Raw genomic sequence first — 24,086 nt, 5'->3', positions numbered from 1 at the left:
GTTGCGCCCGCGCGCTCACCGGCTGAGTTCGGCTGGCCACCTTGGTGTTCAGCCAGGCGAGCCCTTCCTCGAGGTCGAGCGCGGTGTGCATGCCCTCGAAGGTCAAGCCCAATTGCACCATGGCGAAAGCGACTTCGGGCTGCAGCCCGACAATGACCGTTTCCGCGCCGCGCAGCTTGGTCATGTGGGCGATGGTACGCAGCGATCTGGCTGCGAAGGAGTCCATTACGTCGATTGCGGTGACATCGACGATGATGCCCTGTGCTCGATACTTGCTGACGTACTTCATCAAGTCGTCCTGCAAGCGTTCGGTATCGGCGTCGGTGAGTGCGCTCTGCACCGACGCGATGAGATAGGTGCCCTGTTTCAGAATGGGTACCGGCATGGGGGAGCCCCGGTTACCGTCCGTCGCGATCGGTCACACGAGAAACCTCGTAACCGAGCAGCCGCTCCGCTTCTTCGATACCACCCTGCAGGTCGCCGACCGCGTTCATCTTGGACAGGTCGAGACCGATGGTGACCAGGGTGAGGGCGATCTCCGAGGACAGGCCGGTGATGATGACGTTGGCGCCCATCAGGCCGGAAGCGTCCACGGTCTGCACCAGGTGGTTGGCCACCGTGGAGTCGATGGCGGGCACACCGGTGATGTCGATGACGACGACCTTGGCGCGGTTGGCGCGGATGGCGCGTAGCAGCTGTTCGGTGAGCTGGCGGGCGCGTTGCGAGTCCAGCACGCCGATGATGGGGAGGATGAGCAGCTGTTCGCGGACCTGGAGCACGGGGGTGGAGAGTTCGCGAATGGCTTCCTGCTGCTGGCGGATGACGCGTTCGCGTTCCTGCACGAAGGACACGGCCACGGTATTGGCGATGCGGTTGGCGGCCGGCTCGTAGGCGTCCAGCACTCGCTTGAGCAATTCGAAGTCCGATTGGTACTTCTCGAACAAGCTGCGCGCCAGCACATCTCGCAGCAGCAGCACGATGCCGACGACTTCGTCCGTCTCGACGCCTCGCGGAATGATGCGCTCGGACAGGTCGCGCGCGTAGGCCTGCAGGGCTTCGACGCTACCGGTCTCGAGTACCTCGACGTAGTTGTCGTAGACCGAGGTGGCTTCGGAGAAGATTTCCTCCGGGGTCATGGCGGTCAACAGCTGGGCATCGGTAATGCGACGCGCCCACTCTTCACGCAGTTCGGTGCGGTTCTGCCGCAGGTGCTCGACCAGCTGCGGAAGCAGATTCTCGACGGAACTCGCCGGCAGTGAATCCGGCGAGAGGCCGATGGACACGTCGGACATGGAAATTCCTGCCCCTTTCGCTAAGGCCAGGTCGGATGCTCACAACGGTGGCCGGGTTGCCGGCCGTGCGCTCGGTGCCGACCGCCGTCGGAAGCCGGTGCCGAGCCTAGTCTTACCCAGTACCCGGTGTGTGCCAAACCAAACAGCGAGTATCTCGCTAGGAAGAATGATCGTTCCCGGTCGCCGGTCTTCGATGATGGGCCAGCAGCGTGTCGTAGATATCGGCCAGAGCGGCCAGCTGACCTCGGTCGAGTACGTCCACCATGTGACGCCGCACACTGTCCACATGCGACGGCGCCGCCCCGTCGAGCACCTGCGCCCCCTTGGCCGTCAGCACCGCCGCGGTCCGCCGCGCGTCATCGGGAATCGACTCCCTGGCAACCAGTCCGCGTTTCTCCATCCGGGTGATCTGATGCGAAAGCCGGCTCTGCGACCACTCCAGCACCCCCGCCAATTCCGCGAAACTCCGCCGATGATCCGGTGCGTCCGCCAGTCGCGCCAGCACCGTGTACTCCACATACGTCAAATTGGACTCCCGCAGAGAGTCCCGCCCCACCGCCGCCGCGATCAGATCCCGCGTGAACACATACCCCAGCCACGCGCGCATCTCGACATCATCGAGCCAACGGGTCTCGGTCACGATTCCACTCCCGGTCTCTGATGCCATGCTAAAGCCTCCCCGCCGCAGACAAACGCATCCTGACAGGTAACACCGCCCCGGTTGAAGGTGCAACCTGTACCTGTTCGCAACCAGCGAATCATCGCAGCGCACTGAGCCGATCGACCGTCTCCCGCGGCGGCGCGGCCCGCGCCGCCGGCGCATCGGAGGTCTCCAGATAGCGCTTGGTGTCGCCGGGTAGGTCGAAGCACATGGTGCCGGTCAGCTCCCGCACGCAGACCAGGTCCGGCAGGGCGGCGTCGACGAAGCGCAGCAGCGAATACTCGTGGTGCGCCAGCAGCGGGCCCTGTTCGGCCTCGTCGATGATTTGCACTCGCAACCATGGCAATTCGTCCAGCAATGCGATGAGATGCTCGATCTGCCTGTGCCACACCGCTTCTCCGCCGATGCGCCGCCTTAGCGCGGTCTCCTCCACGACCAGCCAGACGATCGGCGGCTCGGCGCGCCGGAGTACGGTTTGGCGGCGCAGCCGGGCGGCGACCAGCTGCTCGATCTGGTCGGCGGGCGCGTTCGGGAGGGTGAGTTCGAGTGCCGCGCGGGCGTAGTCCGCGGTCTGCAGCAGCTCCGGGACGGTGGTGAGGCCGTAACCGCGGATGCGCCGCATGGGTTCTTGGTCGAGGAGGTCGTCCAGGCCGGTGTCGCCGTCGTCGCAGGCGTCCGGCCACCAGGGGTCGCGGACCTGGCGGGCCCAGGCGAGGTACTTCGAGGATTCGGCCGGGTCTACCTGGTACAGGTTCAGCAGGCCGCCGGCGATGTCCTCGTTCCAGAGGCATTCGCCGGATTCGAGTTTGCTGATGCGGGACGGGTCGTAGTGCAGGGCCTGGGCGGCGCGTTGCTGGGTGATGTGCCGGGCGACGCGCAGGCGGCTGAAGGTGGCGCCGAGGATCGCCTGCAATGGTCTTGTCTTGGTGATGTTCTGGGATCTGCGGGTCAGGTTCGGGCGGCTGGGCCGGGCGTTGTGAACTACTGCCACACGCCGAGTTTGACACGCTTTTCGGCTACCTCGGTGTGGTTCTCAGCAAACTTTGTGTGTGCAAATGCAATTGCATACGGGGTTGGGGTGGGTGGGGGCGCGGCGGTGGTTGCGGGGTGGGGGAGGACGGGTGTGATCGGGGGCACGCGGTGCGGGGGTGAGGGCGGGGTGGGCGGGGGCGGTGGATAGAGTCACTCTGCTTGAACCGTTGGCTGACAGCCCCCAGCCCTGCTCGAGGAGTGCGATTCGCGTGAGCGCGCCTGATTTCCTGTACTCGGATCTGTTGCCGATCGGTGTCGACGACACCCCGTATCGGTTGCTCACCACCGAGGGTGTGAGCACGTTCGAGGCGGGTGGGCGGAGCTTCCTGCAGGTCGAGCCCGAGGTGCTGCGGATGCTGACCGCGGAGGCGATGCACGACATCAGCCATTACCTGCGGCCGGCGCATCTGGCGCAGCTGCGGAAGATCATCGACGATCCGGAGTCGAGCGGCAACGACCGGTTCGTGGCGCTGGATCTGCTGAAGAACGTCAACATCAGCGCGGGCGGAATCCTGCCCATGTGCCAGGACACCGGCACCGCCATCGTGATGGGCAAGAAGTCCGAGGGCGTGCTCACCGGAGCCGATGACGCGGAGTGGATTTCGCGCGGCGTGTTCGACGCCTACACCAAGCTGAACCTGCGGTACTCGCAGCTGGCGCCCATCACCATGTGGGACGAGAAGAACACCGGGAGCAATCTGCCGGCGCAGGTCGAGTTGTATTCGGACGCGGGCGATCCCACCCATCCGGCGTACAAGTTCCTGTTCATGGCCAAGGGCGGCGGCTCGGCCAACAAGTCCTTCCTCTACCAGGAGACCAAGGCGATCCTGAACCCGGATCGGCTGCTGGAGTTCCTGGACGAGAAGATCCGCTCGCTCGGCACCGCGGCCTGCCCGCCGTACCACCTGGCGGTCGTGATCGGCGGCACCAGCGCCGAATTCGCTTTGAAGACGGCGAAGTACGCCTCCGCGCACTACCTGGACAATATGCCCACCGAGGGTTCGATGGCCGCCCACGGGTTCCGCGATCTGGAGCTCGAGGAGCAGGTGTTCAAGCTGACCCAGGAGTTCGGCATCGGCGCGCAGTTCGGCGGCAAGTACTTCTGCCACGACGTGCGCGTGATCCGCCTGCCGCGGCACGGCGCCTCGCTGCCGGTGGCCATCGCCGTGTCCTGCTCGGCGGACCGCCAGGCGCGCGCCAAGATCACCGCCGAGGGCGTGTTCCTGGAGCAGCTCGAACGCGAGCCCGCCCAGTACCTGCCGGAACAGACCGACGAGATCCTCGGCGGCGACGTGGTCCGCATCGACCTGAACCGCCCCATGTCCGAGATCCGCGCCGAACTGTCGAAATACCCGGTGAAGACCCGGCTTTCGCTGAGCGGCCCGCTGGTGGTGGCCCGCGACATCGCACACGCCAAGATCAAGGAACGCCTCGACGCGGGCGAGCCCATGCCCGAGTACATGCGCGATATGGCCGTCTACTACGCCGGCCCGGCCAAGACCCCCGACGGTTACGCCTCCGGTTCCTTCGGCCCCACCACCGCCGGCCGCATGGACTCCTACGTGAACGAGTTCCAGGCCGCGGGCGGTTCCTACGTCATGCTGGCCAAGGGCAATCGTTCCGCCCAGGTCACCAAGGCGTGCCAGGAGCACGGCGGCTTCTATCTCGGTTCCATCGGCGGCCCCGCCGCGCGACTGGCGCTGGACTGCATCAAATCCGTCGAGGTTCTGGAATACCCTGAGCTCGGCATGGAAGCGGTGTGGAAGATCGAGGTCGAGGACTTCCCGGCGTTCATCGTCGTCGACGACAAGGGCAACGACTTCTTCGCCGAAACCCAGAAGCCGATCGCGTTGCGCGTGCGCACCCGGTCCAAGGAACGAGTCTGAGCCGTAGGAGGCGACGAATGCGGGTGCACCGCCGGGTAGTTGCGGGAGCCGTACTGGCCGGAGCGGGTCTGGTCGGCGGTGTACTGCCCTCGGCGCACGCCGCACCGGCCGCCCGCGCGGGCGAATTGCCCTCGGCCACCGCCGTTTCCGGCGATACCGAGGGCCTGGACCCGCTGCTGGCCACCGCCTACGATCGCGCCGCCGCCGAGGCCGCGGCGCAGGGCGTCACGCTCTCCATCACCTCCGGATACCGGACGCCCGGTCAGCAACAGTGGTTGTGGGAGGACGGGATTCGCACCTACGGCAGCCCCGATGCCGCCCGCCGCTGGGTGCTGCCGCCGGAGGAGTCCACCCACGTCTCCGGCCAGGCCATCGACGTCGGCCCGCGCGAAGGCGCGCAATGGCTCGAGGACAACGGCAGCCGCTGGGGGCTGTGCCGCACGTTCGACAACGAGTGGTGGCATTTCGAGCTCGCCACCGTCCCGGGCGTGCCCTGCCCCGCGCGCCTGCCCGACGCCAGCGCGCGCTGACCTTCCGGCGTCCGGTCCGGACGCCCCCGCTTGCTCCGCTTCCGGTCCGGAAAACCGGCACAACCCGCTGACCTGGTGTTATGCCGTCCGGACCGGGCATCCTGCTGCCTCCGGAACTCCGCTCTCCCTAGCGTGGTCACCGTATCGGGCTGAGACACACACCCTTTCGATCGTCTCACCCGGTACCCCGCACGAGAGGGAGACGATGACGAGTATCTACGACCAGATCGGCGGCCACCCCGCACTCACGGCCGTGGTCGACGATTTCTACCGCCGGGTACTGGCCGAACCCGACCTGGCCGCCTATTTCGCCCGCACCGACCTGCCGCGGATGAAGCGTCTGCAAGTCGAGTTCTTCGCCGCCGTGCTGGGCGGCCCGATCGCCTACACGGGTTTGCCGCTGCACCGCGTGCACCACACGCGCGGCATCACCCGCGACCACTTCGAGCGCACCGCAACACATCTCGGCGATGCCCTGGACGCCGCCGGCGTCCGCCCCGATATGCGCGCCCGCGTCCTCACCGTGGTGGCGGCGCTGTCGGGAAACATCGTGTCGCGAGAACCGCTGCACCGCGTCGCGGTGTGAGCACACGACTCTGGGCGGTGCGAGGGGATCGTCCAGCGTTCGCGAGCGGGTTTCCGGATGCGCCGGGGGCACTCGGAAACCCGCTCCGCGTTCATCGGGCGCCGTCGCACCCGGGGGTGAAATGTCCGGTGCCGGAAGCTGACCGGTCATGTCGGTGCGGGCGGGCGTTCAACTGGGGTCCGTAGCGTTCTGAGGGCGGCCGGACGGCGGAGGGAGAGCCACCATGGACCCGATTCTTCGAACGATGTGGCTGGCCAATGCGGCGTCGGGGGCCGCGGCGGTGGCGGTCCGGGTGCCGGGACCGGTGCTGATGGGGGAGCCGGGGCGGGTGCGGCGGGATGCGGTGGTGGCGTCCGATCTGGAGGTCGTGACGATTACCGACCGGTCGGTGATTTTGACCTGGACCACCCGGACACGCAATCGGGCGGGGCGATTGCGGCCGGTGGGGGCCGATACCGAGGTGCGGGTGGGTCCGGTCGACGGGGTGCTGCGCGTGAGGCATTTCGATGCGCGGCGCACACCGTTCCACTGGGTCGAGATCGATGGGCTGGAGCCGGGGCGGCAGTACCGGTTCGAGGCGTACTCGGATGGGAACCGGGCGCGGTCGGCGCGCACCCTGGTGACCCGGCGCGCCGGAACCCCGGAATCCACGGGTGTTTTCCGCACCTTGACGCCGCCGCCGGGGCGCTTGCTGCGCACTTTTGCGCTGGCCAATGACCTGCACTTCGGTGAGGACAGCAGTGGGCTGCTGGTTTCGGGGCTGGCGGAGGGCTTGCGGCATGCCACCGCTCACTATCCGGAATTCATGTTCCAGGCCGTGCTGGACGAGCTACGCGGAGCGGACCGGGGCGCGGATCACCTTGTGGTGGCAGGTGATTTGACCGATTCCGGGACGCGGGAGCAGACCTGTGCGGTGCGAGCGCAGCTCGATACGTGGGGCGTACACGGCCGGGACTACTTCGTCTGCCGGGGAAATCACGATATGCCGCCCAAGGGCGAGGCCGACCACTTCGGTGCGGTGTTCCACCCGCATCGGCAGCTGGTCGAATACTTCGTCGGCGGAATGCGACTCATCGGCCTGGACACCACCCGCCCGCGGGGTTCGGGCGGAACCCTGGACGCCGCGCAACTGGACCGGTTACGCGAGCTGCTGGCCGCCGACCCGGACCGTCCGACATTGGTTTTCGGACATCATCCGGTGACCAGGCATGCGGCCGTGAGTAATCCGGGCGGACCCGGATTCGTACTGGACCGCCCCAATGCCGCCGCGCTGCACGAGATCTACCGCGCATCGCCCGGCGTGTTCCTGCACCACAGCGGCCACACCCATCGAAACCGGGTGACCCGCGCCGATTCCCAGGTGAACGTGGAATTCCTCGAGGTCGCCGCGGTCAAGGAATACCCCGGCGGCTACACCCTGCTGCGCGTCTACGAGGGCGGCTACATGATCAACTTCTACAAGACCCGCTCCGCCGCCGCCCGCCGCTGGAGCACCCGCACCCGCAGCCAATACCTCGGCCTGCACCCCGACCACGCCCTCGGCAGCTGCGCCGACCGCAATCACGTTGTACCGCGCGACTTCTCCGGCCTGACCGGTTGCTGACATTTCGGGCGTGTCCACCGGAATGTCCGATGATTGTGCCCCCGTAGCCCCGCACTTTGTGCATACTTTGTACCCGGTCCGGCCGTAGCCGCACCGCCGGACGCTCCGGCCGCCACGCACATCGCACCACCCGAAAATCCGGATGGCACCGGACATCTCAATGTCCGCTCATTCGCCGCTGTGCGCGTGTTGCCGGTTCGGCATCCTTGATCGTGGCACATTTCTAGCTATGGAGGCATGGGTGGGCAGGCAAGGCAGGCAGCAACGATCGAGGTTCAGCCATATGGGCCACCAACGCCCGCCCGTTCGCATCACCCGCCCCACCCCCCAGGACCCGTCCTACTCGATCGCCTGGATGCTCCTCGAACTCCCCACCGCCGTCCTCCTCGCCGTCTTCGTCGGCACCGGCTGGCTCGGCTACGCCCAGCACTTCGGCAGCCCGGACCAGCCCCGCCCCGCCGTCGTCGTCCCCGCCGAAGCGGCGCACCCCGGCGGTCACTGAGGTCGCAGCGGGGTCGGGTGGGCAGGGTTGCGCGCTCGGGAGAAGATCTTGGGGTGAGGTTCGAGGTAGAGGCCGAGTCGGGGGCTCCGGCTCGGTTGGTGTTCGCGGCACGGTTGACCGAATTGTTCCAGGCGGCGGGGAATCCGACGTTGCAGCGGGTGGCGCGGGCCGCCGAGGAGCGGATGCGGGCGGCGCGGCCGATGGGGGAGCGGGGGTCGGGAACCGTTCAGCGGGTGAGCGATTGGCGCAGTGGGCGGAATGTGCCCTCGCGCTTCGACACGCTGGTTCCGGTGCTGTTGACGTTGTTCGAGCTGACTCGGATGCGGGCCGACGGCGCGGGGGCGGAGCTGGTGGACCTGGTCGAATGGGAGCGGGTGTGGAGTGCGGCGCAGCGGGAACCGACGCTGCGGCGCACGCCGGTCGTGGTCAATGCGCTGCGCCGGGATGTGGGGACCATCGTCGGGCGCGAGGCGGAACTGCGGCGGATCGTGGACGCGGCCGGGGCGCGGCGGGTGGTGAACATTCACACCGTGGACGGGATGGCGGGGGTCGGGAAGACAGCGCTGGTGACGCGGGCCGCGCATCTGCTGGCGAGCCGGTTCCCGGACGGACGGTATTTCGTGGAGCTGAACGCCCACACCCCGGGGCGGGATCCGGCCGACCCGGCGGACGTGCTCGGCACGCTGCTCACCGATGTGGGCGTGGATCCGCGCAATCTGCCGGAAACGATTGCCGCGCGCCGTGATCTGTGGCGCGACCGGGTCAACGGCAAACGGATCCTGCTGGTCCTGGACGACGCGCGCGATCACGCGCAGATCGAGGAACTGCTGCCCGCGGCCGAGGGCTGCCTGACGCTGATCACCAGCCGCCGCCGGCTGCTCGCCCTCGACGGCGCCGCCCCGATCACCCTGGACCCCCTCGAGCGCGATGCCGCCGTGGAGCTGTTCTGCCGCTTGGCCGATCGGCCCGCGACCTCCGAGAACACTTCCGGCGCCGCCGAGATCGTGCACCTGTGCGGCTATCTCCCGCTGGCGATCGTGCTGCTGGCCGGCCGGCTGGCCCATCGCCCGCGCTGGAGCGTCGCGGACCTGGCCGCCGAATTCCGGCGCGCACACGACCGGCTGGCCGAACTCGAAGCCGGACCGCGCGCCGTGCGCGCCGCCTTCACCACCTCCTACGGACTGCTGAGCGCCGACCGCCGCCGCCTGTTCCGGCGTCTGGGCGCGCACCCCGGCCCGGACTTCGACCGGTACGCCGTCGCGGCGCTGGACGACACCACGGTGGACGAGGCGCGAAAAGCCTTGGAGGAGCTGTACGTCGAGCATCTGATCGACGAGACCGCACCCGGCCGCTACCGGCTGCACGATCTGCTGCGCGAATACGCGCAGGGCCTTCTCACGGATCCGGCCGAGCGGGCCGACGCGGGCGCCCGGGTCCTCGCCTACTACCTGCACACCGCGCACGCGGCCACGCAAACCCGGCACACCGGGACCGCGAGCCATCCCGACACCGGTGCGGGCGCCCGGACGCGCTCGGCAGCCGCGCGCCCGCCGGCGCGGACGGACGCGGCCCCCGCGCAGCCGCACTTCGCCAGCTTCCGCTCGGCGTCGTCGTGGCTGCGCGTGGAGCGGGCGAACATGCTCGCCTGCCTGCGCCACGCCGCGGCGGCCGGGCCGCTGTCCCAGGCGATGGCGATGGCGAAAGCGCTTGTCGCCGAACTGTATCTGCACGGCAACTGGCGGTCGCACGCGATGGCGGTGCAGCGCCGGATGGCGGTCGCCGCCGACAGCATCGACCCGCGCGGATCGGAGGCGTTCGCCCTGAAAGACCTGGGGGCCGTGGCGTACCTGGCCGACGACTACGGGGTGGTCGCCGAACTACTCGGAGACGCGCTCGCCGTCCACACGGCCGAACCCGAAGTCACCGCGGCGGCCGAACAGCTGCGCGCGGCGCTGTGGCTGCTGGACGGCGAATTCGCCACGGGGGAACGGCTGCTCACCGACGTCCTGGCGCGGTACCGGGCGCTGGGCGACCGCCATCGAGAAGGCCGGGCGCTGAGCGATCTCGGCTGGGCGCGGCATCTGCAGGGCGACTACGCGGGCGCGGCCGAGGCGCTGGAACAAGCGCTGGCATTGCAGCGCGAGATCGGTGATCAGGAGGGAATCGCCGTGGTGCTCAACGGTTTGTCCTGGATCCGGCTGCTGACCGGTGATCGCGGGTCCGCCCACGACATGCTGCGGGAGGCCGCGCGGCTCAATCGCGCGCTCGGGCAGCCGGGCGCGGCGGCGGTCAATGTGAGCGCCCTGGCCTGGGCGCAGCACCTGGACGGCGACTACCTCGCGGGGATCGAACTGCTGCGGGAAGCCCGGAGCCTGTTCCGCGCGGCCGGGAATCGGTCCGGGGAGGCGTTCACCTCCGCCAATCTCGCCTACTGCGAATATGTGCGCGGGCGGCACGAGGGCGCGCTCACGGAAGCCGAACGCGCGCAAGCCATCTACCGGGAGCTGGACAATTCGGATGGGGTGGCGTCGGCTCTCAATATCGTGGGCCGGGTCCGGGCGCGCGCCGGCGAAGCGGAGTGCGCCGTCGCCGCGATCACCGAGGCCCTCGAGACCTACCGGATCACCGGAAACCGGGTGGGCGTGGCCGATTCGCTCGCGAACCTGGGCTGGGTGCGGCAGCCGGCGGACGCGGCGGCCGCCGAGGAACTGCTGCGGGCCGCACTCGCCTCCTATCGCGAACTCAGGCACTTTTCCGGCGTCACCGAGACCTTGAATCGTCTGGGGGCCGTGCGGCGCCTGGCGGGCGATCCGGAAGCCGGTCTGGCGCTGCACGAGGAAGCCCTGGAACTCGCGCGGGTGATCGGCAACGTGCTCTGGGATGCCGCCGCGCTGGACGGCATCGGACGTTGCCGGGCGGCGTCGGGTGACCGCGCGGGCGCCGTGACGGCGCTGCGCGGCGCGGTCGAGCGCTATCGCCGCCTGGAGATGGCCGAAACCGATTCGGCCGCGACCCTTCTGGACTCGCTTGCCGATCCGCGTTCCGAATCCCCGGAATGAGGGTTCCGGTTCCGGTCCGGAAAACCCGCTCGAGCCCGTGACCACGACCGATGTCCGCCGCGGCGCCGCCTGACGGACCGGGAGACCGGCACCGGGCCTAACGTTTCGATCACGAGGCCGCGGTGGCGGAGGGGATCGCCGCGGCCTCGGTGCTGTCGGGGCACCGAGACCGCGGCGCGGGTGCTACTGCCGCCCTGCCGGATTCGCCGGAATCAGTCGTCGAGGATGCCGGAACCGTTGCGCGAGCGCGAGGCGGCGCGGGCGCGGCGGCGGGCCGCCTGGAGTTCGGCGAGTTCCTGTTCGAGGGTTTCCGCGATCCGGAACTGGCCGGTGTCGTAGACATTCAGCGGCGGGCCCGGATCGGTCAGATCCGCCAGGGGTGACTTCTCGTCGTCCGCGGACGGACGAGACTTGCCGGTCGCCGAAGTGCGAGTGTCTTTTTCGGCGGGTTTGACGGTTTCCTTGGGGGTGGTCTTGACGATGGGTTCGTCGGCGTCCACTACCGCGGGTTCGTCCTTGACGGCCTTTTCGGAGTCACCGGTGCCCGCCGTCAGGGCCGGCGTAGGGACTGGTGCCTGGGGCGGCGTGGGGCGGCTGGGCCAGGACACCATGGTGTTCACTGAGCGCCGGATCTGCTCACCCGGATCCGGTAAGTCCCGGATCTGGTCGGTCGCGCGCACGATGGCGAGACCGTAGCGCGAGGCCGCGGCATTGTGGATGAGCAGCGCGACGCCGATCATCACCGGGGCGATGGCGTGCACGGCCACGTCGTACCAGCTGCCGTCGCGCAGATACGGATACGTGTTGAGGATGACGGTCAGGCTCAGCAGCGCCATCTCGGCGACCACGACCTGGCGGCGGCTGTCGATCACACCCCATTCGGCGACCTTGTTGGTGCCGATCATGATGATCACGAGGCAGACCGAGATCATGCCTTCGAGCAGATAGCTGAACCAGTAGAGGGGATCGCTCGGACCGCCGGGAGCGATATTGTGCTGCACGTTGACCGCGGACCAGAGCATGCCGGCCGCGACCACACCGGCGAGCGCGCGCTGGCTCCAGGCCCGGTGTTTGTACAGCGACGCCAGTTTGGCGTGCGGGCTGGATTCACGCCGCTGGGCGGCGATCGCCTTGCGGGCGAGCAGCAAATCGCGAATGTCGGCCTTCTCGATTTCTTCGGTGGTCTGCCGAGCCCGGTCGGCAGCACCGGCCGCCGCCTCGGCCTGCTTCCAGCGTTGAGCACGTTCCTGCTCGCGCATGCGCTCGGCTAGCTCGCGCTCCGCGACGAGCTCGTTCTCCGACAGCGCGTCGGTGAGAGCGGGATCGTATTGGTAGGCCAGCCGCCCACGGGCTTTCTCTACCCGTCGAGCCAGCTGGGTGACCTCGTCCTCGCGCGGCTGTTCGATCGTCATCGGGCCTCCTGCACGCGGAGCGTCGATGGCTGACAGGTGATTCCGGTAGGGAGTGGCACGGGAGATATTTTTAGTCGATGAACCGCCATTGGCGAAACTGTTGATTTGCCAATGGTCCAATCCTTACGGCGCGCCGCGCTCCGACACGCTGAATGTGCCGTCGCGCGACCCGTTTACGACGTGGGTACCAGCTCGGTGTCCAGGGGCATTGCACCCTCCAGGCCGTGCGGCAGGCGGCGACGGTTCGGCGAACCCAGAGCAGCCGTCAAATCGGACCCGTCGTGCTCGGCCAGCAAATCGTCGGAATCCCACACCAGCAGTGTTGCGCTGACGGTGTTCTCGGCCGCCGAGTGCGCCAGATCGTAGTGCGCGCAGGCCGGTACGTGCGGGTAGGTGATCCACAGGTCGTAGCCGGTCATGAACAGATCCAGGTCGAATTGCACGGAGAGACCGAGAAGTTCGCTTCGTCCGTTGTCATCGACGCCGGCGAACGCCTCGTCGAGGGCGAGCAGGCGCGGGGCCTGCGGATCGGCCGAATCCAGCATCACGTGCGCGGCGGCGAAGAGCGGCAGGTGCAGCGACACCGACTGTTCGCCGCCGGACAGCGTGGAGTGCCGGGCGACGGTGAGCCGGTCCTCGGAGCCGTCCGCGGTGACAATGGTGAACGAGAACACCCGCCACGTACGGTAATCCAGGGTGGTAGCCAGAATCTCCGGATACGAGCGTTCCGGATGCGCCGCGCGGGCCGAACGGATCTCGGCGGCGAAATGTGCGCGAATAGCCGACAAATCGTCCGGGGTGAGGTCGGCGGAGTCGCGATCCAGGAGCTTGCACACCGCGCGCGCGGCTTCGGGGAGATTGTCGGCCAGCACCCAGTGCACGCCGATGGTATTGCCCGAGGACATGCGCCGCTGTTTCATCTCCGCGCCCATTCGGGAGATGAGATCGCGTGCGTCGGAAGTGCGTTCGTGAATCTGCTGGGCGAGCCCCGTGAGCAGGGCGTCCTCCAGGATCCGGCGTTCGGCGTCGGTGAGCAGCAGTTCCTGATCGCGGCGCGCGGCATTGATGCGTTCGGCGAAATCCGCCAATGACGACAAACCGTGATCGTCGTGCACCTGCACCACGGTGAGCCCGTCCGCCGCATCCCAATTCAGGCGGTAATCCTGGCGGGCCGCGGTGAGCGCCGCGTCGAATTCCTGCAAAGCGGTGGTGACGGCACTGCGCGTCGATTTGCGCGCCGCGTCCCCGGCCCGCACCGAAGCCGTTGCGGTAGCCAGGTTCTCGAACAGCGCCGCCACCTCGTCGGGGAGCACCTTCGGCTCCTGTTCCGGATCACTGTTCTCGATCCGGTACAGCAACTGTTCCGGCGTCGACCACGCCGCGTCGCTGCTCGGCCACCGGCTGTCCGCGGGCGCGCCGAGCAGGCTCAGCAGATCCGGGCGCGCGTACGGCGCGAGATGCCGTACGTCCGCCAGCAATTCGGTCAAAGCGGTCCCCAGCGCCGCGTGTGCGGCCCGATGCGCCCCCTCGGCGGCACCGACCCCCTCGATGGCCTCGTGCGCCGCCTTACGGGCCGCCTTCTGCTCCGCCCGCGCCGCGTCGATCTTCTCCCGCGCCAGCTCCAGTTCCCGATCGATATCGGCGGCCCCGGCTCCGAGCGCCTCCCGCAGCGTCTCCAGTTTCCGTTGCTGCTCTTCGTATCCCGACCGCGCCGCCTCGGCCTCCTCCGCGAACGCCTCCGCGAGATCCTTGGCCTCCTCGAGCCGGTCCCCGGCTTCCCGGGACCGCTCGTGCTCGCGCTGATGGTCCCCGCGCAATCGCAGCAGCGCGGTGCCCGCGTTCTCGAAATGCCGGACGGCGGCGGCCAATGCGTCCAGTTCCGCCGGATCCCGGGGCACCTTGTGATCGGCCGCGATCCCGCGCACCTTCTTGTCCGCGGCAGCGTATTCGGCCACAGCCTGATCCAGCTCCCGCTCCGCCTGCGCCGTCCCCTCGGCCCGGGTGCGCAGCACACCCGCCGCCTCGGACACCATCCGCAGCGCCGCGGTGATGGCGGTGGTCCGCGGCAATGCCTTGGCCGCAGCCGAAATCCGCCCGAGGTCCTCGGTGGCCGTGCGCTCCTCGCTCGCGGCATCCAGCGCGTCCTGCTCGGCCGTCGAGATGGCCGCGGCCAACTCCACCAACCGTAATTCCCGCCGCCGCGCCCGCGCGGTAGTCCCGATGAACTCCGCATCCCCCTTGAAATGCCGCCCCACCAGCACCCCGAACCGATACCGCCCATCCGCCGAGACAACCGCCCCGCCACCGAGACTCACCGGCTGCGCCTCGACCCCCGACACCGTGTGCGGGCCGCTACCGGATTCGGCAGCGCCTCCGGTGGACGAGGCCGCAGCGGGCTCCGCCTTCGCACGAGAACTTCCGGAACTCGCCGCACCGTCGCCGGTCGTGCTGGTCCCGGAGGCTGCGCCGTCGTTCTCGAGCGCCGCGACCGATGCCGAACTCCGGGGCGCGGCTGCCGGTTTCGTGTCCTTCGTCCCGTTCGCCGCGACGCGGTGCAACGCAATCGAAGCGAGCACGCCCGCCACGATGTCACGCGGGACGGTCAACGTCTCGCTGTCGTCCTCCACGACCAGCACGTCCGCCAGCGTCGGACCGGCCGGTCGTTCGGCGGCCGGAAGCGGAACCAGGAACTGCTCGGAAGCATGCGCGGGCAACTCGTCCTGCGCGCACACCCAGGCATCGAGCAGGTTCGCCGCCTGCAAAGCCGCTTCGATACCGGCGGCGTCACCAGCCTCGACATGATCGGCGAAACGCACCAGCCGCCACAGCGGCGCGCCGGACCTCTCGGTACGCGCATCGGTGCGCCCCGCGAAAGCCGGTGGGGCGTCATCGCGTTCGGCCGCGACCTGCTCGCGTTCCGTGCGCAACCGCCCGGCGAGTTCGGTGGCCTGGGCCGCCCGGCCGCGCGCCTCCTGCCGCCGGGTACGAATCTCCTCGGTGAGCGGCTCGGTGCGCTCGGCCAGCACCTCGGCGGGCGTCGCGGGCAGGTCGCCGGTGGCGGGTTCGGTTCCGGTCTGGGCGAGGGCGTCGCTGATCGCCTCGTACAGTCCGGTGCGGATGGGGGAGTAGACGTCGCGGTGGGTGTCCCACCAATCGCGGAGGGCGAGGGCGGTATTGGAGCGGGCCAGGGCTACCGAGGCTTCGGCTTCGGCGAGTTCGGCGGCGGCGGAGTCCTTCAGCTCGGCGGCGCGCTGGACGGCGCGTTCGGCTCGGGTGCGTTCGTTGGCGGCCTGGTCGACGAGGGTGAGGGCGCGGCGGACGGCGCGGACGTCGGCGTCGCGTTCTTCGGCGTGGGAGCGGACGGTGGTGGTGAGGTGGTCGGCTCGGGCCTGTTCGGGGAGGGCGGTCCAGTTGATGCCGGCTTCCTCGGCGGCGGAACGCAGTTCGTCCTCACCGCGGGCGAGGGCGGAGGCGGCGTGGGTGACGGCGGCGCGGGCGCGTTCGGATTCCTCGGCGCGCTGATCGACGGTCTGGCCCGCCTTCAACGCCTTGTCGCGGTGGACCGCGGAAGAGGTTTCCAGGCGGCGGACGGCGTCGGCGAGGTCGTCGAGTTGCTGTTTGCCTTCGTAAGCGCTGGAGCGCTGCAAGGTTTCGCGGTCGGAAAGAGCCTGTTCGTAGGCGCGGTCGGCGTCCTCGGCGCGGGTTTCGGCGGCGGCCCGGTCGGCGTCGCGGCGCTGGCGCAGGGCCGCGGCGGCGTGCAGGGCGGTGCCGGCGTGGGTGACCGCGTCGAGGCGGGTGCGGACCTGGTCGATATCGGTTTTCGCTTGGACGGCAAGGTATTTGCGGTAGACGCCGACGAAGGCGCGGGTGGCGCTGTCGGCCTGGACCAGGCCCTCGAGGGTGCGGCCGACCTCTTCCATATCGCTGAAGGAGCGGGCGGCATCGAGGATGAGTTGCTCGTCGAGCGGACGCAGGCCGTCGGTCAGCGCCTGCGACAGGCCGCGCGGGTCCAGGTTCTTGGCCAGCTGCGGGCGGCGCAGGGTGAGAATGAGATTGATGAGCTGGTCGTAGCGCTGCTGGCCGAGACCGAACATGCGGGCGTCGATGGCGGCGCGGTATTCGACCGGGCGGTCCACGATGGCGTCGGAGCCGATCTGCTCGGCCAGCTGCTTCCGCGTAAGCGGCCGATCGTCCGGCCCGAGCAGCGAGAAGTCCACGCCCACCCGGCCGTCGGCGACGAAATACCAGCGCGTCACCTTGTCCTGCGAGCGGGTGGCCCGCATGCCGATGCCGATGGTCACGACCTCCGGCTCGGCCCAGTCGCCGCGCGCGAACTCCATCCACACGTACGAGTACGCCGATTCCTGCTTGCGGTACAACAGGTTCGACTTCATGGTGCGCTCTTCACCGGCGAACGGATTCAACCGCCGGGGTTCGATGCGCCCGTCGAACACGAACGGGAACAGCACTTCCAGGGCCTTGGTCTTGCCGGACCCGTTCGGCCCGCGCAGCACCAGGCGCCCGTCGGCGAAGCAGAACTCCTGATCGCGGTAGTCCCACAGGTTGACGATGCCCGCGCGAGTGGGGACGAAGCGGACGCCACCGTGAATGAGGTCGGACATCAGTTCCGGGATCCCTTCTCGATCGAGGCGGTGTCGTCCTCGGTGCCGACTTGCGTCGGCGAGATGAACAATTCGGTTTCCGCGCGCGTGCGGATGGTGACGATGGCGCCGCGATACCGGGCCAGTGCCGGCAGGATCAGCAGCCCGCCGTCCACCGGTTCGACCAGCCGCAGCCGCTCCAGCAGCCCGACCGCCTCGGCGGTCAGCCCCGGCACGTCGGCCTGCCATTGCGCGGAGAAGGTATTGCCGTAGCGGCCGGTGAGCATCTGCACGGTGTCGCGAATCCACGACGCTTCGACGAACGGGTAGTCCGGAATCTCCGGTTCCTGTTCCTCGTCGCCGGAATCCTCTTCCGGCACGAACATTTCCACCGGATCGGCGAGCGGCGCGAACACGGTGGTGAACGGAATCGCCCCGTCGAGCTGCTCGGCCAGATCGGTGAACGGCGTCTCCGGCCGCGGCCGCCGCGCCACCGGATCGTCCAGATCCAGCACCAGGTCCGCGATCTCACCGGCCAGCAGCAGCGCCACCTGCGCGAGCGTGCCGGTGCTCGGGAACCGCACATCCGACAGCCGCCCCGAACTGTCGATCAAGGCCACCCCCTCGGCCCGCTGTTCCGCCCGCAACCCGGTGACCAGCTCGACCTCGCGGACCAGCTTTTCCTGGGCCAGCAGCTCCCGGCCCGGCGGATCGAGTTCGTCGGCGTACACCACCGGCTGCTCCACCAGCGCCCGTCGCACCTTGCGCGCCGCGAGAGCCTGTGCGGGAGCGCGGGTATCGCCGCCCCCGGCCTCCTCACCGAGCAGCCCGGTCACGCTGTTGAGATGCTGCACCGCGCGCGGCGGCCGGAACAGCGCGAACACCACGGCCCGGTCGATGTCGTAGAGCGCCTCTCCCGCTTCGGGATCGCTCGCCCAGCCGCCCGCGTCGCCATCGGCGAGGGTGACCGCACCGCGCGCGGACAACCATCCCACCGCGTCCACGAACGCGTCCCGATCGGCCGCCCGGTCCGGCGCCAGCTCGAGCCCCTCGACCCGTTCGGTATACGCGGCCACCTGATCGGCCAACTCCGACAAGGTGATCTGATCGCCCGCCCGCCCCAGCGCGGCGAGGGCCAGCGCCAGATACGCGTACCGCCGCCGATCGAACACCCGCTCGGCAGGCGTGCGCGCCGGCCGCCCCGACTCCAGCTGATCCAGCACCGGAAACAGCCGCGCCGTCGTCTCGGTGACCTCCAGCCGATACCCGAACAGCTCGGCCAGATCCTCCCGCAACTCGGTCGCCCACCGCCGAATCAACGGCAGCGCAATCCGATCCGGATACGACCGCGTGATCAGATGATTGGCCAGCACCACCCGCGCCGCCCGCTGATAGCTGTCCAGCGCCAGCGAATCGATGGACCGCGCATGCATCAGCCCACGTCCTCTCGCTCGGCAGCCGCGGCGGCGGTATCGGGCGTTGCCGCCGAGCCGCTCACGACCTCCGGCATCGCCCCGCCTTCGCTCGTCGCAGGGCCGCTGTCGCGACCGGTGCGGCCGCGGCCGGAGACTCCTCGAGCCGCCTTGGCTTTGCGCAGTGCGGCGGTTTCGCGGACCTCGAGCTTGCGGCCGTTGAGGTGCAGCAGGCCGCGAGAGGTGCGGATCGCGGTGGAGCCTTCGTGCGGGGACACGGTGAGGGTGACGCCATTGTCGGAGCCGGTGGTGCCGACCTTGCCGCTGACCGGGACCCATGCGGTGGAGGCGGCATCGAGCAGCTTGAGCAGCACCTCGGTCTCGCCCTCGTCGAGTTCGCGTTCGTAGACGTCGGAAGCGGCGAGGGAGCGTGCCGCGGCGGCGCGGGCGCGTTGTGCGTCCAACTGCGCTTCGCGGAGGCGGCGGATGCTCGCGTCATTGCGTTGCAGGCGCGCCGGGGCGCCGGGCGTCGGGGGCCGGCCGGTTTCGGCGAGGGTGCGGGCGATCTCCAAAGGTGGTGCGTCCCACCAGGATCGGATGGCGGGGATGACGTCCGCGTCGGGATGCTGCATGGCGAGGTGGCGGGGTCTGCCGAGGCCGAAGACGACGTCGAACAGGGCGTGGGCGGCTTCGGCGGAGGGGGCGGCGGTGAACCAGCCGGCTAGATGGCGCAGGGCCGATTCGCGGCTCACGCCGCCCTTGCGGGTTTCGGTGACCCGGCGCAGCAGCGACAGCACGGCGGCGATGGCGCTCATGGTGGCCTCGCGCAGGCGTTCGCATTCGGTGACGCCGCCTTCGCCGTCGGCGAGGAACCAGCCGCGCAGGCCGGACCAGCGGGCGCGCCAATCCGCTTCGCGCTCTTCGAAATTCAGCAGCACCCGTTCGTCGATGCGGGCGGCGCGTTCGATGAGTTCGTCCACGCCGGTCGCCTCGACCTCGAGGATCGCGCCCGCCAAGCGCGGCGCGAAACGGGCCAGGTCCATCGAGAATTCGCGCATGTGGGCGAGCAGGGCGTCCTTGTGGGCGAGGAACGCCTCCGGGGTCGCCTCGGTGGTGCGCACCAGATCACCGAGGGTGAGATAGAAGTGGGCCGCGCGTTCGGCGAGATCGGTCAGCGCCCGGTCCAGCCGATTGAGCAGGCGGTACACGCGCGGTGCGTCACCGGTCCGGTTGGCTTCGGCGAGCGTGTGCAGATCGGTCAGCAGTTCCGGCAGCACCAGCCGCGAGAGCGACGCTTCGTCCAGTCGCGCCTCCAGCACATCCGACACCGCCCGATATGCCTGATATCCGGCCTGGGAGAACTGGTACACGAAATGCCGGTTCCGGTACTCGGCCAGCGTGGCCGCGCGCGTCCCGTCGTAGCTGCGTTCCAGGACGCCCCATTGGTGCAACTGCTCGAGCAGCGGCCCCACCTCGGTGGCGGTGAATCCCGGTGCGCCCGGGCAACGATTGAGCGTCTCGACCACGTCGGAGGCGTGCAGCAACACGATGTAGGCGGCCCGCGCGGTATCGAAAGCACGCAAAACCCACAGGTAGTCCCCCCGCTTCTCGGCCGTGGCGAAGGAGAACAACCGGAGCCGGTCGGCATGCGCGAACTCCACGGCACCGACCCCTCTCGGGTCGGGCAGCAATCCGTCAGCGGACTCGGTCACCGGAGAAGGTTAATACCGCGCACCGACCGGTCCCGAATTGCCGTGGGTGTCGGCGCGCCCACCGCCCGATTCGTTCGGTTCGGCTACCCCGATTCGTCGGTGCGGGCGATTAGTTTTGCCATGCGGCTCCGTCTGCATCCACGACACGGTTCCGCACCACCCCGCAAGAGAGAAGGACAGCAATGACCATCGGCAAAGACCTCAACCTCACCCACGTCGCCGTGCTGGTCGGTGACCAGGACCAGGCGCTCGAGTTCTACCGCGACGTCGTCGGCTTCGAGGTCCGCCAGGACATGCCGTTCTTCGGCAATGTGCGCTGGCTGACCGTCGGCCCCGCCGCCCAGCCCGGCCTCGAGCTGCTGCTCGAATGCCCCGACATGGTGCCGAACGAGGCCGCCAAGGAAGCCACCCTGGCCCGCCTGGCCAGCCGCGCCATGGGCACCCTCATCTTCAGCACCGAGGATGTCGACGCCACCTTCGCCCGCCTGTCGGAGGCCGGGGTGCCGGTCGAGCAGCCGCTCGTCGACCAGCCGTACGGCGTGCGCGACTGCGGTTTCGCCGATCCGTGGGGCAACCACCTGCGCTTCTCCCAGCCGCTGGGCTGAGCCGCCGACGCGCAGGGACCCGGTACACGCGCAATGTACCGGGTCCCTTTGCGATAGGCCGCTATTGGGCGGCCGCGGCCGAACGTTCCACCGTCAGCAGGCTTTCGGTGTGATGTTCGGCGTAGTACTTCGTCGCGCCGCCATTGAGCCCGAAGAGTCGTTTGGACCACAGCAGCCAGATGATGGCGGCCAGATTGACCAGTAATGCCGCCACCCGCAGGAAGGTGATCTTCTCGGTGAGCTCGTAGATCTCCAGCGGCAGGAAGATCGAGGTCGCGATCACCGCGAAGTACTCGCCCCAGCGCTTGACCAGCCAGAGCCCGACGCCTTCGAGGATCTGGATGCCCGCGTAGGCGAAGATGCCCACCGCCACCCAGGCCAGCGTGGTGGGGGAGAAGCTGAACGCCTCGTCGATCCAGTGCACGAGCTTGGAATGGTCCGGATCCCAGCCGACCTGATCGGCCAGCTGGCGCAGCAGCGGAAGTTCCTTGTCCCAGGCCGCCTTCCAGGATTCCTGGGAGCTGCGCAGCTTCAGCACGCCGACCCCGAGCAGGATCAGCACCAGCGCCCGCCCCACCCGCTCGGCCGCCAGCAGCCGCATGATGATGCGATCGCGCAGCAGCCGCCCGCGCGGCACCTCCGGCGCGTCGTCGGCCGGGCCCGTCCGGCGCGGCTCGCCGGGAACGAAATCGCCGCAGCGCAGACAACGCCAGGCCTCCCCGGCCGGGGTGGTGACATGCAGGCGGACCGCCAGGTCGGGCTCGGTGGGGGCGTAGGTCTCATGCCCTCGGAAGGCGCAGGTCCACAGACTGAAGTCCATGAACAGCAGCCTAATCGGAGATAAGATCACCGCGCGGGACGAGCGGGCAGGGGACAGCATGCGCCGGATCGGAACAGCTTGGGCAGCCGGATGGTTCGTGATCGCGAGCGCCTTGTGGCCGGTCGCGGCGCACGCGCAACCCGCCGGCGAGACCGTCGTGGCCGCCGACGGCTCCCGGATCTCGAAGCTCGAGCGGTCCGATGCCAAGCACTGGACGCTGTGGGTGTACTCCGCGGCCATGGACAAGGACATCCGCGTCGACGTGCAGCGCCCGGCCGACGATTCCCGGCCGCGGCCCACGCTGTATCTGTTCAACGGCGCCGACGCCGGGCTCACCGACAAGAGCTGGCGGGCCCGCGCGCCCGAGGTGCTGGACTTCCTGGCCGCGCGGGACGTGAATCTGGTGCAGCCGGTGGGCGGCCGGGCGGCCTACTACGCCGATTGGCGTGCGCCGGACCCGAAGCTGGGCGTGAACAAATGGCAGACCTTCCTGCTGTGGGAGCTGCCGCCGCTGATCGACAGCCTGCTCGGCACCAATGGCGTGAACGCCGTCGCGGGCGTGTCCGGTTCCGCCACCGCCGTTTTCGCGCTGCCCATCGCCGCGCCGGGCCGGTTTCGCGCGGCGGCGGCCTACAGCGGGTGCAGTCAGATCAGCGATCCGGTCGGCAATGCCTTCGTGCGCCTGGTGGTCGGCGTGTACGGCGGCAATGCCGACAATATGTACGGACCGGTCGGTGACCCGGCTTGGGTCGCCAATGATCCCTATGTGCACGCCGAACAGCTGCGCGGCATGGAGCTGTTCATCGCCAGCGGCACCGGTCTGCCCGGCCCCTACGACATCGGCGGCGAATACTCCGAATTGTCCGATCTGGCGGAGCATTTCGTGGTCGACGGCCCCACCGAAGCCGGAACCTCCTACTGCACACGCAGTTTCGCCGACCGCCTGGCGAGCCTGGACATTCCGGTCACCGTGCACCTCGCCCCGGTCGGCATGCACGCCTGGGGCCTGTTCCGGGAAGAGTTCTTCGCCTCCTGGCCGGTGCTGGCCAAGGGCCTGGGCCTGCCCGCCTAACTCGCGGCCAGCGCGCGCAACTGCTCGAGGTAGGAGCGGGTGCGCGGATCCCCGGGGAAGTACTCGATCATCTCCCGCGCCGCCTCGCCCGCGATCCACATGAGCGAGGGCAGCGAGCGCCGCTTGCCCGCGAAGGCCCGGATGCCCTCGTCCAGGGCGAGCTCCAGATTGCGTTCGCGCACCGCCACCACCGCCAGGGTCAGATGCGCCTCCGATACCCGCATGGGTTTGCGAATGCTGCCGTCGGGCCGGGTGGAGTTCGAGATGACCTGGCGGGCATAGCTTTCGGCCAGGCGATTGTCACCGGCTACCCGGCAGCAGTCCATGGCGTAGAAGTCGAACTTGAGCGGGTCGACGACGAAGTGATTCTCCAGATTGGCGGGATTGTCGAGCCGGTCCAAGATCGAACGGCCCTGTCCCAGCGCGATTTCCACCTCTTTGCGGTCGCCGAGCCGGGCCCAGGCCTTGGCGCGCTGGGCGGCCAGCTGCACGCCCACCCCGAGCCGTTCGGTGGCCCCGTGCGCGGCCTCGGCGGTTTCGATGGCCCCGCGGTAGTTGCCCTGGGTGAGTGCGAACCAAGCGGCCATTTCCGCACCCCAGCCGATGATTTCGGCGTGCTCGGCCTCCTGGCCCAGGGAGAGCGCTGCCCGGCGGGTGGCCTCGGCGGCGGTGCGCCAGCCCAGGTCGTAGTCGACACAACCGACCAGTAGGGCAACCCAACCGGCCAGTACGAGCACCTCGCGGTGCTGGGCCAGAGTGAGACGACCGTCCAGTAGCGACGTGATGCGCCGCAGCCAGGCTGTACCCTCGGCGTGCAGTTCGTGCGGGTCGCAGCACGGGTACTCCGAGCACAGCCGGTCGGCGGTAATGCGAATGGCATCCAGTGTCGCGGAAGAGACATCGGACATGCGCAGCCGGCCGATGAACTCCAGGGTGTCCATTCCGGTGGCCGAGAGCAGCTCGTCGTCGCGGTTCGGCCGCGCCTTGGGGAAGAACGCCGCCGTCACGGTATCGAAGGCGGCGGCGATGATGGGGGCGTAGAAATCGTCGGGCCGGGACTCCCCGGACTCCCACCGCCGCCAGTTGCGCAAGAGTGTGCTGTCGGTTGGCAGATTGTGGGTCGACTTACCTCTCATGGCGCGTACCGCGTCGGCCTGTGACCACCCCCGAGCATCGCGTTCGGCACGCATTCGGACAGCCCAGACGGGTCGATCGTCACCTGCGGACACGCTCTGTAGTATCTCACCAGTTAACGCCGGATGGACCCGGATAGGGCATCTGGATGTCAGTGGGTTGACATC

At 69.0% G+C, this 24,086-nt stretch carries 17 protein-coding genes and 1 pseudogene; 8 read left to right on the top strand and 10 right to left on the bottom strand.

Annotation, left to right across the window (positions count from 1 at the left end; translation table 11 throughout):
* Positions 1-28: 28 nt before the first annotated feature.
* The 4 genes and pseudogenes from LTV02_RS13845 to LTV02_RS13830 form a co-directional block, all read right to left on the bottom strand.
* A pseudogene (locus LTV02_RS13845) lies at positions 29-385 on the bottom strand (STAS domain-containing protein); the annotation flags it as partial.
* 13 nt (positions 386-398) lie between these two features.
* The gene (locus LTV02_RS13840; RefSeq protein WP_067709627.1) at positions 399-1,292 is read right to left on the bottom strand and encodes an STAS domain-containing protein; all 894 of its coding nucleotides are present in this window, start codon (positions 1,290-1,292) and stop codon (positions 399-401) included.
* Between the two features lie 157 nt (positions 1,293-1,449).
* Positions 1,450-1,932 carry a MarR family winged helix-turn-helix transcriptional regulator gene (locus LTV02_RS13835; RefSeq protein ID WP_084534725.1) on the bottom strand — a complete coding sequence of 161 codons (483 nt, stop codon included), beginning with the start codon at positions 1,930-1,932 and terminating at the stop codon, positions 1,450-1,452.
* 118 nt (positions 1,933-2,050) lie between these two features.
* Positions 2,051-2,944, bottom strand: coding sequence for a helix-turn-helix domain-containing protein (locus tag LTV02_RS13830; RefSeq protein WP_233040397.1), 894 nt, complete (start codon positions 2,942-2,944; stop codon positions 2,051-2,053).
* 250 nt (positions 2,945-3,194) lie between these two features.
* On the opposite strand from LTV02_RS13830, the gene LTV02_RS13825 reads away from it, so the two are divergent.
* The 6 genes from LTV02_RS13825 (at position 3,195) to LTV02_RS13800 (ending at position 11,151) form a co-directional block, all read left to right on the top strand.
* Positions 3,195-4,871 (top strand): fumarate hydratase, encoded by a 1,677-nt coding sequence (locus LTV02_RS13825; RefSeq protein ID WP_233040396.1) that lies wholly within the window; start codon positions 3,195-3,197, stop codon positions 4,869-4,871.
* A gap of 17 nt (positions 4,872-4,888) precedes the next feature.
* Entirely contained in the window at positions 4,889-5,401 is a 513-nt protein-coding gene (locus LTV02_RS13820; protein ID WP_233040395.1) for a M15 family metallopeptidase, read from the top strand.
* 205 nt (positions 5,402-5,606) lie between these two features.
* The gene (locus tag LTV02_RS13815) at positions 5,607-5,987 is read left to right on the top strand and encodes a group I truncated hemoglobin (RefSeq protein WP_233040394.1); all 381 of its coding nucleotides are present in this window, start codon (positions 5,607-5,609) and stop codon (positions 5,985-5,987) included.
* Between the two features lie 223 nt (positions 5,988-6,210).
* Positions 6,211-7,590 carry a metallophosphoesterase gene (locus LTV02_RS13810; RefSeq protein WP_233040393.1) on the top strand — a complete coding sequence of 460 codons (1,380 nt, stop codon included), beginning with the start codon at positions 6,211-6,213 and terminating at the stop codon, positions 7,588-7,590.
* Positions 7,591-7,873: 283 nt separating this feature from the next.
* On the top strand, positions 7,874-8,092 hold the full coding sequence (locus LTV02_RS13805) for a hypothetical protein (protein WP_233040392.1): 219 nt from the start codon (positions 7,874-7,876) through the stop codon (positions 8,090-8,092).
* 53 nt (positions 8,093-8,145) lie between these two features.
* A complete protein-coding gene (locus LTV02_RS13800) occupies positions 8,146-11,151 on the top strand; it encodes a tetratricopeptide repeat protein (RefSeq protein WP_233040391.1) in 3,006 nt (1,001 codons plus the stop codon).
* Between the two features lie 212 nt (positions 11,152-11,363).
* On the opposite strand, the gene LTV02_RS13795 is transcribed toward LTV02_RS13800, so the two are convergent.
* The 4 genes from LTV02_RS13795 to LTV02_RS13780 all read right to left on the bottom strand — a co-directional run bounded on the left by LTV02_RS13795 (position 11,364) and on the right by LTV02_RS13780 (position 20,237).
* Positions 11,364-12,563 (bottom strand): hypothetical protein, encoded by a 1,200-nt coding sequence (locus LTV02_RS13795; protein WP_233040390.1) that lies wholly within the window; start codon positions 12,561-12,563, stop codon positions 11,364-11,366.
* A 173-nt stretch (positions 12,564-12,736) separates the two neighbouring features.
* Positions 12,737-17,185 carry an SbcC/MukB-like Walker B domain-containing protein gene (locus LTV02_RS13790; protein ID WP_233040389.1) on the bottom strand — a complete coding sequence of 1,483 codons (4,449 nt, stop codon included), beginning with the start codon at positions 17,183-17,185 and terminating at the stop codon, positions 12,737-12,739.
* Positions 17,185-18,597 carry a TIGR02678 family protein gene (locus LTV02_RS13785; protein ID WP_233040388.1) on the bottom strand — a complete coding sequence of 471 codons (1,413 nt, stop codon included), beginning with the start codon at positions 18,595-18,597 and terminating at the stop codon, positions 17,185-17,187. Before LTV02_RS13785 ends, LTV02_RS13790 begins: the two co-directional genes overlap by 1 nt.
* Complete coding sequence (locus tag LTV02_RS13780; protein ID WP_332909598.1) at positions 18,597-20,237, bottom strand: TIGR02677 family protein; 1,641 nt, start codon at positions 20,235-20,237, stop codon at positions 18,597-18,599. Before LTV02_RS13780 ends, LTV02_RS13785 begins: the two co-directional genes overlap by 1 nt.
* A 233-nt stretch (positions 20,238-20,470) precedes the next feature.
* Here LTV02_RS13780 and LTV02_RS13775 point away from each other — a divergent pair, with 233 nt between their 5' ends.
* On the top strand, positions 20,471-20,893 hold the full coding sequence (locus LTV02_RS13775) for a VOC family protein (RefSeq protein ID WP_233040387.1): 423 nt from the start codon (positions 20,471-20,473) through the stop codon (positions 20,891-20,893).
* Between the two features lie 61 nt (positions 20,894-20,954).
* Here LTV02_RS13775 and LTV02_RS13770 read toward each other — a convergent pair whose 3' ends face one another.
* Positions 20,955-21,713, bottom strand: coding sequence for a DUF2127 domain-containing protein (locus LTV02_RS13770; protein WP_233040386.1), 759 nt, complete (start codon positions 21,711-21,713; stop codon positions 20,955-20,957).
* Between the two features lie 97 nt (positions 21,714-21,810).
* Here LTV02_RS13770 and LTV02_RS13765 point away from each other — a divergent pair, with 97 nt between their 5' ends.
* Positions 21,811-22,785, top strand: a complete 975-nt coding sequence (locus tag LTV02_RS13765; RefSeq protein WP_233040385.1) for an alpha/beta hydrolase — start codon at positions 21,811-21,813, stop codon at positions 22,783-22,785.
* Here LTV02_RS13765 and LTV02_RS13760 read toward each other — a convergent pair.
* Positions 22,782-23,921 (bottom strand): hypothetical protein, encoded by a 1,140-nt coding sequence (locus LTV02_RS13760; RefSeq protein WP_067709606.1) that lies wholly within the window; start codon positions 23,919-23,921, stop codon positions 22,782-22,784. The two genes, LTV02_RS13765 and LTV02_RS13760, sit on opposite strands and share 4 nt — an antisense overlap.
* Positions 23,922-24,086: the final 165 nt, after the last annotated feature.

The organism is Nocardia yamanashiensis (assembly GCF_021183565.1).
Lineage (GTDB): Bacteria > Actinomycetota > Actinomycetes > Mycobacteriales > Mycobacteriaceae > Nocardia > Nocardia yamanashiensis.
The sequence above is the reverse complement of the archived record's forward strand: the minus strand, read 5'-3'. Positions and strand labels throughout refer to the sequence as shown.